This window comes from Acinetobacter seifertii (genome assembly GCF_000368065.1).
Classification (GTDB): domain Bacteria; phylum Pseudomonadota; class Gammaproteobacteria; order Pseudomonadales; family Moraxellaceae; genus Acinetobacter; species Acinetobacter seifertii.
Window position 1 is genome coordinate 1,229,780 of the sequence record NZ_KB851200.1, and the last position, 13,618, is coordinate 1,243,397.

The following is a 13,618-nucleotide window of genomic DNA, read 5'->3' on the forward strand; positions in this document are numbered from 1 at the left end:
ATGGACTCAAAATGAAGCCATTTTCTCATCCCTTACATCCCCTATTTCAACAACTCAATGTTGGGAGTGAGGTCTGGTGGAATATCGTTAAAAAAATAGGTAACCCACTCGTTAACCTACAAAAAAATAAAGCGCTATGTACCTTTGTTTGGCGTAGTCCTGAGCCTAAAGAAAGTATCTTTGTCTATATTGATATTTATTCACAAAGCCCTTCTATCTATCAAAAGTGGAATCGTTTTAGCCGTATAGCTGGGACAGATGTGCATTTTTTTGAAATAGAGCTGCCTCTAGCTTGGGCTGGTAGTTATGTTGTAGTTACGGCTAGTGAAGAAGCGCCAGAAACAGATTGCACGTCCACACGCCGCTCATGGTGGCAGACACAGCTTAAACAAAATGCTCAAATTGATCCTTTAAGCCACCAAGCAGTTTATACAGGACATTTAGCGCGTTATATCAATCAGATTCAACTCAAGAACACAAAATCTTTAATAAGCGATTGCCCAATTACAAAGACATTTAAATGGTCAAGTCGCTTATGCCAACAGGATTATTTGGTCGATATTTTTATTAGTGGTGAATTAGCAGAAGAAAGTCTGCCATTAGTTATTTTGCTTGATGGCCAAATCTGGAGTCGAGAGCTTTCAATTCTGTCCGAAATTCAACATTTGACTGATTCAAATAAGATTCGTCCAGCAGCCTATGTTTTTGTTCATAGTTTAAATAGTCAACAACGCCAACAAGATTATGGTTGTCATGAAGCATTTAGTCGGGCGTTGGTTGAAGAACTCATTGAAATGCTCCTAAAAGAATATTCGTTTATTTCTAAAACCGACATTACGTTATGTGGTCAAAGTCTAGGTGGTTTATGTGCTTTACATAGCGCTTTGCTGTTTCCGACCATTTTTACTTCCCTAATTTTGCAATCTGGATCTTATTGGTGGTCAGATTTTTCAAACAGTATTTTAGGGCAAAAGCATAAAGGTAATATTTTAGAACTGCTTCAAAACCTATCTCATCAATTATCAAAAACAACTCAAATTTATATCAGTGCCGGCACGTATGAAACCGATATGCGGGACGATGCCCTTCAGCTTTATCAACAATTGCAATCATTCAATCAAGTGAGTTTTCACACTTTTCCAGGCGGACATGATGCTGTGAATTGGCGTACTGACTTGCTTAAGGCATTGCAACAAACACCTTCACTATAACCATTTGTTTCATCAAGGATAACAATATCATGCGTAACTTACAGGAAAATTATATCAATCCATTTGATAACGAAAGTTTATCTTTTCAAGTTCTAAAAAATCAGCAAGGTGAGTTCAGTTTATGGCCTGCTCAACATCAGGTGCCATCGGGGTGGGATATTCAGCATGGACCAGATACGCGGGCTTCATGTATTGCATATGTAGAAAAGCATTGGTTAACCATTAATCCTTTTCAACAAGCGTAATGGAGAACAATCATGAATCAAGCATTACATAATGAGTTTACCCAAGAGCTTTCTGGGCCAACACGCTTTGAGCTTACTTCTACACAATTGGGGATATTTCTTGCCGATCATTTAAGTTCTATTAATGATCTATATACCATTGCTCACTGTCTTGAACTTCCTAAATCGGTTGATCTTTCATTATTTAAAGAAGCCATTCAAATTGGTTTAAATGAAGCCGATACGGTCATTGCTTCATATTCATCTGACGCGTCTCAACCGTTTATTGAGCTTAACAATCAAGTTCAAATACAAATAGAGGAGTTTGATTTTTGTCATTTAACACCTAAAAAAGCTCAGCAACGTTTATGGGACTGGATGCCATCAGATCGTCAATGTGCTAAATCACTTAAAGCGGGTGAATCTCAACTGTTCCGTCAGGTGTTATTTACGACCCATGACAAAGTGTATTGGTATCAACGTTATCACCACATCATGCTTGATGGTTTTAGCATGATTAACCTGACCAAACGTATTGTTGAACTCTATCAACAATTACAAGAAGAAAAAGACCTTTCAATTTCTCCTTTCATGGGCGTTAATGATGTTATTTCTGAGCGCCAAGCATATGAAAATAGCCATCAATTTAAAATAGACCAAGCTTTCTGGAAGGCATATTGTGAAGATTTACCTAGTCCAGTTAGTTTAAGTACTCATCATTTAGCGGCAAAAACCACAGCGACATTTATTAAGCATCAACTCCGTTTTTCGACAGGAATTTTAGAGCAAATTCAGGCTTTGGCTGCGCAATCTAAATTAGCTTTGAATGACATGATGATGTCATTGTCATTACATTATATTTACAAAATGACCGATAAAGCCGATTTGGTTAACGGTATTCCATTCATGCGCCGTTTAGGTTCAAAAGCGATTCGCTCAACCTTACCGACGGTAAATGTCTTGCCTGTGAAGTTTAAAGTTGCTGAAAAAGACAGTTGGGTAAGCTTGGCTCAACATGTACAAGAGCAATTACGACAAATTCGTCCACATCAGAAATATGATGCTGAACAAATTTTAAGAGATTTAAATAGTATCGATATTCATGAACGAATGTACGGCCCTATTTTAAACTATAAAGCTTTTGATCAAGACCTGATGTTAGGTGGTGAAAAGGTCAAAACGCACCATATTTCTACAGGGCCAATTGATGATTTTGAGTTTTCTTTTATTGTTCAAGATCATGAACTCATTATCGAACTACGTGCAGATTCGCAGCGTTATACACAAGATGAACTATTTAACCATGGTCAACGCTTAACTTTATTGCTTGAACAAGCTCTAATTCGTCCAGAACAGGCCTGTAGCAATTTTAATATTACGACACCACAAGAGCTTGCTGCCCTTACTCAAAGTGGTATTGGTCCGCGTGTTAGCCATCCTGAACAATATAATAATGTTCTAGATATTTTTTATGAGCAAGTTAAGAAGTATCCCAAACGTACCGCAATTGTGAGTGGTGAACGTCCAAACCTTCAGCATCTTAGTTTTGCTGAGCTTGCAGTACAAGTGAATCAACTGACTCGTTTTTTACAAGAACATGGTGCCAAAAAGCAAACTGTCATTGCTGGAGCTATTCCTCGTTCGATTGACTCAGTTGTTGTGATGTTATCTGTACTCAATTCTGGGGCGAGCTTCTTACCTCTCGATTTAGATTACCCAATCGATCGTATGCAAATGATGTGTGAAGATGCAAATCCATTATTTGTATTAACCACACAAGCACTCGCACAGCAACTACCACAAAATATTCAGCAGTTATATCTTGATCATGAAGATGTTCAAACACAAATTCGAAAGCAAGATGCGAGTAATATTCCTGCCGAAAATCGTAAATTTAATTTCCAAGACGTCGCTTATGTAATTTTTACCTCGGGAAGTACTGGCCGTCCTAAAGGGGTAATGAACACACATGGTTCTTTACTCAACCTTATTTTGTCGCATAAACCAACCATTTACTGGCCTGTATTAGAAGCTGTAAATCAGCGTTTCCCTGAGCGTCCGTTACGTGCAGCGCATACCCACTCTTTCTCATTTGACTCATCTTGGTTACAAGTTTTCTGGATGCTCTGGGGCCAAGAGCTACATATCTTTGATGAAAACATGCGTCGTGATGCATTTGGTTTAGTGCAAGAGATTCAGCAACGACAAATCGATACACTTGATTTACCGCCATCTTTTTGCGCGCAAATGATAACGAATGGTTTATTTGCTGAAAATCAGCATCATCCAAGTCTTATTTTGATTGGTGGTGAAGCTGCACCATTAGCTTTATGGCAACAGCTTAATGCTCAGCCTGAACTTTTTACTCATAACTTATATGGCCCAACAGAATATACTGTTGATACTTTCCGAGCAGAATTAAAGCAGACAGCTCGCCCTGTCATTGGTAACCCTATTGGTAATACACAAGCCTATGTACTCGATCGCCACTTGCAACGATGCCCGACTGGCGTTATTGGTGAGCTTTATATTTCTGGTTTTGGGATTGCCAATGGTTATTTAGGTCGCGCTGACTTAAGTGCTGCCCGCTTTGTAGCGAATCCATTTGAATATGGACAGCGCATGTACCGTACGGGTGATTTAGTCCGCTGGAATAGTGCGGGTAAACTTGAGTTTATGGGCCGCTGTGATGACCAGATTAAAATTCGTGGTTATCGAGTTGAGATTGGTGAAGTTGAAAATGCACTTTCGATTTTAGCCAATGTTGAAAGCGCAGTCGTGATTGCAGAACCGATTAATAATAGTCATCGTTTACTCGGTTATTGTGTGGTCAAAGACATTGAACTTGATGAAAAAACCAGTGAGCAATTAAGTCAGCAATATTTAAGTTTGTTACGTCAAAACTTACCTGAATATATGGTGCCATCTGCCCTGACTGTTATGTCCGAATTTCCACGAAATGTAAGTGGCAAAGTGGATAAAAAAGCATTGCCAAAGCCTCAAATTCGTACCCACAGCCGAATGCCCCAAACACCTGAACAGCAACTTCTATGTCAAATTATTGCATCTGTTCTTAAGCTTGATGCTATTGGAATTGATGACGACTTCTTTATGACAGGTGGCGATAGTATTTCTGCGATTATGCTTTGTACTCAATTGCGCCAACGTGGGTACGGCTTAAGACCAAGTGATGTATTCCAATTTAAAACAGTCGCTGCTATAGCACAGCAACTCACCCGACTAGATGAGCAACAAGCAGCCATTTCAAAACCGTTATTTTCAGCTGACCTAGAACAAAAGGTTCAAGAAAAATATGGTAAAAAAAGCACTATTTTACCATTGCTTCCTTTGCAAAAAGGCATGCTGTTCTTGTCTCAAGTTGAAAAACAATCGAATTATAATGCTTTTACTCGTCTTAGCTTAAATGGAGACATTGATCCGGTACGTTTGCAGCAAGCGTTGATTACTGTATTAAAACGTCATCCTCAACTAGGTGGACATTTTGATAGCGAATTAGCTGAAGAACCTGTTTTTATTTATTCATTACACCCTACTCAAGCTTGGCCAGTTCAGTTTTGTTCAGTCACTCCCGATCTGCTTGAGCAAACCATTCAAGAAGCATTGCAGCAACCGATTCATCTCGACCAACCTTATGGCCTGATTCGGGCAACCTTAATTCAACATGCTCCAGAACAGTTAGAACTATTGATTATGGTGCATCATCTGTTAACAGATGGCTGGTCAACTCCACTATTTTTACAAGATTTTATTAAGGCCTATCAGCAAGTTAACCAGCCATTACCTGCACTTGAACATAGTTATGAAAAGGTCATTAAAGCCTTATCTGCACGTGACCATGAAATATCAAAAGTGATATGGAAACGTGATTTAACTGATTTGCAGCCACTTATTTTATTTAATCAACCACAGAAAGCTGTACAGGAAACTTCATATCATTTAAGTGCTGAGTTGGGTGCAAAACTTCAGCACAAATTACGCCAGCAAGGCATCACGCTTAATGTCTTCATGCAAATGATTTGGGCAATAACCTTAAATATTTATGCTCATCGTGAAGATATTGTATTTGGTACACCTGTTTCTGGGCGTTCAGCACCTATTAATGGTTTAGAACAGCAAATCGGATTGTTTTTAAATACAATTCCAGTGCGTGTGAAGCTCAACATGCAGCAATCACTTTGGGAGCAATTACCTCATTTACAGCAATTGCATGTTGAACATTTAGAACATGATGGTTTAGGCCTACACGGTATTCAACAGTTAATAGCTCAAGGCAATCTTTTTGATAGTTTGCTAGTTGTAGAAAACTACCCAGATAGCCAATATTTACAGCAAAAACTTGGTAATGCTGCAATTTCAAAGCTCACAAATCGCGGTTATAGTCACTATCCACTTGCGTTACTGGTCATCCCTGATCATCAAATTGAGCTGTTGCTTGAACAGCGTGGTGTAATTGATCAGCCTAAGCATTTCCTTGAGCGAATGGTTCAATTAATTGAAATCGCATTAAATGAACCGGAGACTTGTCTAGGTCACTATCGCTTACAACTTGCTGGGGAGCGTGATTTAATCCAGAAAGTTAATCAAACTCAACATGAAGTTCGTCCAACAACCTTACAGCAATTACTCAGAGAACAAGCTCGAAATACTCCCGACAAAACAGCGTTATGTGATGAACATTATCAGCTTAGTTTTAGTGACGTACGTTTTCAAGTTTGTGCTTTAGCTCAGCAATTGCAAAAAATGGGCGTGCAGGCTGGAGACATAGTTGCCGTTGCCCTGCCAAGATCAATCAAACTCAGTATTGCTATTTTAGCGGTGATTGAAGCAGGTGCAGCTTATTTACCTATTGATTTACAACATCCGTCTGAGCGCATCAAATTTATGTTGCAGGATGCCAAATCTAAACTTGTGATTGGTGAACAAAAAGATCTAGCTGCAATTGCCCATCCATCAATAGCTACCTGTGCTTTTAATGAATTGTTTGATGACACAAAGGTTGATTTAAGTAGTTATAAAACGACAGTTATTACCCCACAGCATCCGGCATATTTAATCTATACATCGGGTACAACAGGCCAACCAAAAGGTGTCATGGTTTCTCACCAAGCCATTGTGAACCGTATTTTATGGATGCAATCAGAATATCCACTGTCAGCCAACGATACGATTTTGCAAAAAACGCCATGCACTTTTGATGTCTCTGTATGGGAATTTTTCTGGTCATATTTAGTTGGTGCACGATTGTTTATGGCACCTGTAGATGCACACCGTGATCCATTGGCATTATTAAGCCTTATTCAAAAATATCAGATAACGACATTACATTTTGTACCTTCAATGCTGGCTGTTTTTGAAAATGCTGCCACCGAAATTTTGTCATCTGCTCAACTCCAAAGTTTGCCAATCCGCCGAGTATTCTGTAGTGGTGAGGCATTACCAACGGCTTTAGCAAAATCATTTACCGAACACTTTAGCTGTGAGCTGCATAACTTATATGGCCCAACAGAAGCTGCGGTAGATGTGAGTTATATGGACGCAACACTGGGACTACATCCGGAAGAAAGTAGCGTTGCAATTGGCTATCCAGTCTGGAATACCCAGCTTTATATTTTAGATCAATACTTACGCCCTGTTCCTGTTGGAGTAGATGGTGAGCTTTATTTAGCAGGTCATCAATTGGCAATGGGTTATTTGCATCGAGCAGACTTAACGGCAACACGTTTTGTGGCAAACCCATTCGCAGCAGGTCAACGCATGTACCGCACTGGTGATATTGCCCGTTGGCATGCAGACGGCAGTATTCAATATGTGGGCCGTGCTGATGACCAGTTAAAGATACGTGGACAACGTATTGAACTGGGTGAAATTGAACAACAATTACGCATACTCAGCGGTCTTGATGTTGTTGTACACCCTATCGTTACTGAACAAAATAAAGCTGATGTTCAGTTGGTTGCTTATTTGCAAACAACAGCCCCTGTGGACATTGAGCAGCTAAAGAAACAATTGGCGAAACAGCTTCCTGCATATATGGTGCCGACCCACTATGTATTAGTTGAGAAATTCCCATTAAGTCATAATGGTAAGCTGGACCGTAAAGCGCTGCCGCAACCACCCCTTACTCCTTCAAATACAGAAAAACAGTACGCCACCACTACTTTTGAACATGAACTGACACGTATTTTCCAGCAAGTTTTAAATACAGAGCAAAATATTGGTGTGAACGAAGATTTCTTTGCCATTGGTGGGCATTCCATTTTGGTGATGAAGCTCGCAATTGAAATCCGAAAAGTATTTAAGCGGACCATTCCAATTGGTCAATTGATGAGTCATGTCACGATTCAACGTTTATCGGCTTTACTGCTTACACAAGAACGTTTGGCAGAAGTTGAACAAACTGGCATGCAACCAATTTTACCCATCCGTTCTGGCTCTGGGCATCCATTGTTCTGTTTCTACCCAGGTTCTGGTTCGGCATGGCAATATACGGTTCTGAATCGTTATCTGCATTCTGATTTACCCATTATTGGATTGCAGTCACCTCGACCAGATGGCCTATTGGCAAATAGTACTGATATGGACGAATTGGTTGAAAAACAACTTGAGATTATTCGCAAGCAACAACCAACAGGACCTTATACGTTACTAGGTTATTCACTTGGCGGCACTGTAGCCTATGCAGTTGCAGCGAAGTTAACTGAACAAGGTGAAAAAGTTGATTATCTCGGCTTATTAGACACTTACCCTGCTGAAATTCATCAGTGGTTAGATTTATCGGTAGAGGAAATGAATGCAGAAGCCGAACAAGAACAGCTTCAATTTTTCAATGATATTTTAGCCGATGTAGATACGGCATTAAGTGAAGAAACCCGCCGTTTACAAGAGGATATTTTTGCGAACTATCGCGATGCCGTCCGTTTATTAAAACCATATAAGATGCCGAACTTTGATGGTGAACTACACTTAGTTGTCGCTGAAAAAGACTTGCTGCCGTATATCCAACCAGAACAACAATGGTCACCTTTAGTTAAAAAACTCAATATTGTTCGACTCAGTGAAGCGGACCATACCGATATATTGTCTCCGCAGCAGCTTGAAACACTTGGCCCGATTTTAAACCGTATGATTTGTCAGGCACGCGGTTTAGAGGAGCACACGCCATGAGCTTCAAATCTATATTGACCGATTTTAGTCTTTTAAAACGTAATGCTCATTTCCGACATGTATTTATTGCCCGCACATTGTCATTGTTAACCATTGGCATGTTGGTCGTGGCTATTCCAAAACAAGTCTATGACATTACGGGGAACTCGCTTAACGTTGCTGTCGCAATGGCTTTTGAAGGCATTGCTATGTTTATTGGTTTGTTACTTGGTGGTTTGCTGTCAGATCGCAAAGATCGAAAATGGCTGATTTTATTGGCACGTGGTGTGTGTGGTTTAGGCTTTGCCGGCCTCGCCATCAATGCCATGTTTGAGCACCCTTCACTCTATGCGATTTATTTTTTATCGGCATGGGATGGTTTCTTTGGTGCACTGGGTGTAACGGCAATGATGGCGATCATGCCTGTGATTGTAGGGCGCGAAAATATTGTACAAGCCCGTGCGATCAGTATGGTATCTGTACGGCTTGCAACCGTTATTTCACCAGCAATCGGCGGTATTTTAATTGCGGTTAGTGGTGTTGCGACGGTGTATTGGGTCTCAACCGTGGGTACTTTACTCACTGTGTTTTTATTAATGGGGCTGCCTGCACTTAAACCACAACATGCATCAAATGGTGAGAGTCCTCTTCGCCAATTAGCTCAAGGGTTTAAATTTGTTTTTAAAAATAAAGTAATCGGTAGCACGATTTTAATAGGCACATTGCTTAGTTTTAGCAGTGCTATTCGAATTATTTTTCCACAAATGGCAGATGAAATTTTTCACGGCGGTGCATTTGAACTCGGACTTATGTATTCGGCCGTGCCTTTAGGCTCAACTTTAGGTGCCTTACTAAGTGGATGGACAACAAGGTTACTCAAACCCGGCTTAGTCATGCTCTATACGTGCTTAGGTGTTTTTAGTTGCATGATTATGATTGGACTTTCACCTTGGCTCATCGTGACTTTACCAATTTTATGTGTTTTCGGATATTTGATGTCGATTGCCAACTTGCTTCAATACAGCATTGTGCAAGGACATACACCTGACGAATATCTAGGGCGTATTAACGCAATTTGGCTCGCACAAGATGCGTTAGGCGACTCGATTGCCACTACAACTTTGGGTCTCTTAACTCGGTTTTTACCAATATCAGGAAGTATCCTCTTCTTTGGCATACTAAGCTTTGCAGTAGGATTTATGTTCCTATTCAACTCTCAAGATATGCGTGAAACAGGATTCCAAGATCCTAAGTTACAAGAAAATTAAACCCTAAATAAAAGAAGGCAATTCGTTGCCTTCTTTTATTTTAAGCAAAATTTCGTGCCTGAAAAACCCAAGTCATAATATGGTCTTGTTCTATGGTCCAGCCACCGTCATAGCGTTCTAAAAGTTGATAGCGGTGCTGAATTTCCGGCAAAAAAGTTAGCGTTAATGTTTGATTTTCAAAATTAATATCAATGATAGATGCTTCCAAGAAATCAATATATTGCTTTGCAGTAGGATAAACCGCTTTATATAGGCTTTCTTTTATAGAAAAAATTAAGCTCACATAGTGAGCAAAATCCAAAAAATCAGCCGCTTTACTTTTCCATAAATTGAACTCAGATGGCGTTAAAATAAGATGTGCACTCTCTTGAGCAAATTCTGAGGTCACCCAGTGCTCGATATCAATTCCCAAATAAATCGCATTATTAGATAACGCAACAATTAACTTATTTTGTGAATGACTAATACTCCCCAAAACATGGGATGGCCAGATGGGTAAAGGTTCGTGCATAGAGGTTATGGGCTGATCTAAACCAAAATGATGATTTAAAACAGCCTGAGCTAAGACCCTGCCACATAAATACTCATTTTTACGATCGACACACGCTTGAGCAATTTTTAGGGGATGCTCTAATTGTTGGTTTATATACAAATGCATTGTTTGCGATAAATCTAGCCCATAACAAAATAGCTCTGATGTAAAAAAAATAGGGTTCGAAATTTCATAAATTGATGTACTGATTTGTTCAGGAATGTAGAGATAATTGCTCACGTATTCGACTTCAAAATAAATATTTTTAAAGAGTTACCCCTATTTTATATTACTAACTTCTTATGATAAATAATTATATTTATCATTTGATAATAATTATTACTTACTTATACTGTTGGGTAAATTTTGACTTTAATTTACTTATAAACATCGATTATGAAACTTATAGGACTTTTTTTGACCCTGTTGGGAGCGGTCAGTATCTATTGTAGTCATAGCAACCAAAATCTGTTGTCTCAACATCTTCCTACTTTCTTTAAGTATTTGGGTCTAGTGCTATTAGGCATTGGATTCATTGCACTTTTTGCAAGCTTACCGAAAGTGGTTGCCGCTTTTTGCTGGTTCATGCTCATCATTTTTGCGTGGTCGTTTCTTCCTTTTATGGTGCTTTTTAAACGGAAACTGGTTTCATGAAAGCTAAAATTCAGTCTCCGATCCAGCCAGACTGGTGGAGTAAAACTTTTGCTGGTGGTGTTTTTGGTCTAAGTCTTTCTATCGCTATTGGTAATTTGATTGTTTTATTAGGCCAACCTTATGTTGCCATGGATTTATTGGTGCAAGTGGGTATGTGGAGTGTTCCTTGGGTTTGGATGCCGATTATGTTTGCTAGTTATTTTTTTACGACTGGACGAAAAGCGCTTATCTATTTATTGATTGCGAATGCCCTAGCGTATAGCTGTATTTTTGTCTTACGGGGTTAAATATGAAAGTACGTTCAGACATCATGAAATTAGCAAAAAGCATGCATACTTGGGTGGGTGTATGTGCTGGGATTTTGCTTTTTATCTGTTTCTTTGCTGGTGGCCTCAGCATGTTTCAGCACCATATTAGTAAATGGGCTACGCCAACACAGCAAGTTTTGCCTAAAGTTTCACCCCACCAATATAATGAGCTTATTCAAAAAGTTCAGGCTGCCTATCCTGCCGCACAAAAGAACTTCACACTGAATTTATCGTCCAATGAATTTCACTATGCACCCATTACTTGGAGTGAACATGAACGTGGAGATGGCTTTAATGCTGCTCAGTCTACGTGGATGGCTAGCTTAGGTGATAAAGGTCAGTTAATCATTGCCCGAGAAAACTTATCTAAAGCGGGCTGGCTAATCGAACAGTTACATGAAACAGCAGGCATACCGGGCATGGCAGGCCATCACGGATTAGGTCTCTATGTGATGGGCGTGGTTTCAATTTTATATTTTCTTGCCCTGCTTTCAGGAGTGATCATACTTTTACCAACCTTGGTAAAGGATTATTTTGTTATTCGGCCTGGCAAAAATAAAAAGCGCTTTTGGCTAGATGCGCATAACGTGATTGGAATTACGAGCTTACCTTTCCACATCATTATTAGTATTAGCGTTATTGTCTTTGCTTTTCATGACTTTTTTTATGATGCGATTGGACAACTTGCACTCAAAGGACAACCTGTTTTTCAGCGTTCTCCCCCTGCGCTTATTCAACCTAAACAAACGCACATTGATGTGCAGCAAATATTAGCTCAAGCTAAAAAAGTAGCGCCTGAATATTCAGTTGACTATATCCAGTTCAGTGGCCTAGATAAACCTGAAAAAGCCAATGCACGTATTGCTCTCTATAGCTCAGATCAGATGTTGCGTGGTGCAAATCATGACTTTATGCGTATGAACCCATATGCAGTTGAGCACTTTAATCATAAAGGTATTAACACACAGACTGATGCTGGAAATAAGTTAATCAACGCCATGTTTAGCCTGCATTTTGGCAGTTTTGGTGGTACTGGCGTACGTTGGATTTATTTTGTTTTAGGTGTTGGTGGTGCCTTCTTATTTTATACGGGCAACATCCTTTGGGTTGAAACTCGTGCACGTAAGCAAAAGCGTGCTGAAGACCCTGTTCCTGTTCAACGTAAAGATGTGGTGTTCCTTGCGAACTTAACGATAGGTGCATGTTTAGGGTGTGTTTTAGCTGTCGCAGGTACAATGTTGGCCAGTCGTTGGCTTTTCGCAGCGCTTAACATTGAAAGCATGAATCACCTCTTTATGTATGGTTATTATGCGATTTTCCTACTGAGTTTGATTTATACCTTTGTGATTGGCTATGCAAAAGCTTTACCACAACTGCTGTTAACCTTAGTTTTGGTGTTATTTGCGATTCCGCTTACCTCCCTTTTAGCCTACTCCATTCCCCAAAGTGGCCTATGGGTACATGGCGGAGAAATCTTAGTGGTTGATTTCTTAGCTATCATTTTTGCTTTTGCTTTCTGGCGTTTTTATCAACAAGCCCAAGATCGCCGAAAATCTGCTCCAACTGGTAGTTTATGGGCTAGCTAACAACCATGAACTAACTAGACTGAAATAATGTGTGAAATATGAAAAATTATAAAATCCACATTGTTTCGGTCAGTTGTTTAATTTCCTGAATATCATGACTCACATAAATCATCGGAATTTTTATTTCCTCTTTTACCTTCTGAAAAAAAGGAATAATTTCAGCTTTATGATTCGCATCTAATGCAGATAAAGGTTCATCAAGTAGCAACAGCTTAGGTGAATATAATAATGCTCGGCCCAGTGCTATGCGCTGTTTTTCCCCTCCTGAGAGTTTGATGGGCATACGTTGTAATAAGTGCCCTAACTTTAATAACTCAATAATATAATCTGCTTCAAAGTGACGTTCTTGTTGGGAAAGATGCTTAAGACCAAATAATAAGTTTTGCTTCACCGTTTTATGCGGAAAAAGCTGAGCATCTTGAAAAACCAATCCAACATGCCGCTTTTGGGTACTCAAATTAATGTTTTGATCTGAATCAAACCATGTTTGATCCTGTATTTTAATGAGTCCACTATGCGGTGTGTTCAACCCTGCAATGGCATGTAAAATCGATGTTTTACCTGACCCAGAGGCACCAAATAATCCAATAACAGCAGCATCCGACTGGAAGTTAGGTTCAATATGAAATTGACCCATCTGTAGCTGAAAACGGCAATCGATCAACATATTT

8 protein-coding genes are annotated in these 13,618 nt (G+C 39.5%); 6 read left to right on the forward strand and 2 right to left on the reverse strand.

The annotated features are described in order from the left end of the window. Window positions 1–11 precede the first annotated feature (11 nt). From fes to entS, 4 genes are read left to right on the forward strand one after another with little or no spacing between them, the layout of a single operon-like run. Window positions 12–1,211 (forward strand): enterochelin esterase, encoded by a 1,200-nt coding sequence (gene fes / locus F985_RS13170; RefSeq protein ID WP_004701677.1) that lies wholly within the window; start codon window positions 12–14, stop codon window positions 1,209–1,211. A gap of 29 nt (window positions 1,212–1,240) precedes the next feature. After that, the gene (locus F985_RS13175; RefSeq protein WP_004701678.1) at window positions 1,241–1,456 is read left to right on the forward strand and encodes an MbtH family protein; all 216 of its coding nucleotides are present in this window, start codon (window positions 1,241–1,243) and stop codon (window positions 1,454–1,456) included. Window positions 1,457–1,468: 12 nt separating this feature from the next. Continuing rightward, window positions 1,469–8,620: a non-ribosomal peptide synthetase gene (locus tag F985_RS13180; protein ID WP_004701679.1), complete on the forward strand. Its 7,152-nt coding sequence runs from the start codon at window positions 1,469–1,471 to the stop codon at window positions 8,618–8,620. Then, window positions 8,617–9,867, forward strand: coding sequence for an enterobactin transporter EntS (gene entS, locus F985_RS13185; protein ID WP_004701680.1), 1,251 nt, complete (start codon window positions 8,617–8,619; stop codon window positions 9,865–9,867). The genes F985_RS13180 and entS overlap by 4 nt, the downstream gene beginning before the upstream one ends. A 40-nt stretch (window positions 9,868–9,907) precedes the next feature. On the opposite strand, the gene F985_RS13190 is transcribed toward entS, so the two are convergent. Further along, the gene (locus F985_RS13190) at window positions 9,908–10,639 is read right to left on the reverse strand and encodes a 4'-phosphopantetheinyl transferase family protein (protein ID WP_004701681.1); all 732 of its coding nucleotides are present in this window, start codon (window positions 10,637–10,639) and stop codon (window positions 9,908–9,910) included. A 410-nt stretch (window positions 10,640–11,049) separates the two neighbouring features. Between F985_RS13190 and F985_RS13195 the strand changes: the two genes are divergently transcribed. Together F985_RS13195 and F985_RS13200 are read left to right on the forward strand one after the other, a co-directional pair. Further along, window positions 11,050–11,340 carry a hypothetical protein gene (locus tag F985_RS13195; protein WP_004701682.1) on the forward strand — a complete coding sequence of 97 codons (291 nt, stop codon included), beginning with the start codon at window positions 11,050–11,052 and terminating at the stop codon, window positions 11,338–11,340. A gap of 2 nt (window positions 11,341–11,342) precedes the next feature. Further along, window positions 11,343–12,947 (forward strand): PepSY-associated TM helix domain-containing protein, encoded by a 1,605-nt coding sequence (locus tag F985_RS13200; RefSeq protein WP_004701683.1) that lies wholly within the window; start codon window positions 11,343–11,345, stop codon window positions 12,945–12,947. A 46-nt stretch (window positions 12,948–12,993) separates the two neighbouring features. Here F985_RS13200 and F985_RS13205 read toward each other — a convergent pair whose 3' ends face one another. Further along, window positions 12,994–13,614, reverse strand: a complete 621-nt coding sequence (locus F985_RS13205) for an ATP-binding cassette domain-containing protein (RefSeq protein WP_004701684.1) — start codon at window positions 13,612–13,614, stop codon at window positions 12,994–12,996. Window positions 13,615–13,618: the final 4 nt, after the last annotated feature.

Bases quoted from the DNA above. Each gene is read 5' to 3' on its own strand.
- fes (WP_004701677.1), top strand. From the start codon at position 12: ATGAAGCCATTTTCTCATCCCTTACATCCCCTATTTCAACAACTCAAT.
- F985_RS13175 (WP_004701678.1), top strand. From the start codon at position 1,241: ATGCGTAACTTACAGGAAAATTATATCAATCCATTTGATAACGAAAGT.
- F985_RS13180 (WP_004701679.1), top strand. From the start codon at position 1,469: ATGAATCAAGCATTACATAATGAGTTTACCCAAGAGCTTTCTGGGCCA.
- entS (WP_004701680.1), top strand. From the start codon at position 8,617: ATGAGCTTCAAATCTATATTGACCGATTTTAGTCTTTTAAAACGTAAT.
- F985_RS13195 (WP_004701682.1), top strand. From the start codon at position 11,050: ATGAAAGCTAAAATTCAGTCTCCGATCCAGCCAGACTGGTGGAGTAAA.
- F985_RS13200 (WP_004701683.1), top strand. From the start codon at position 11,343: ATGAAAGTACGTTCAGACATCATGAAATTAGCAAAAAGCATGCATACT.
- F985_RS13205 (WP_004701684.1), bottom strand. From the start codon at position 13,614: ATGTTGATCGATTGCCGTTTTCAGCTACAGATGGGTCAATTTCATATT.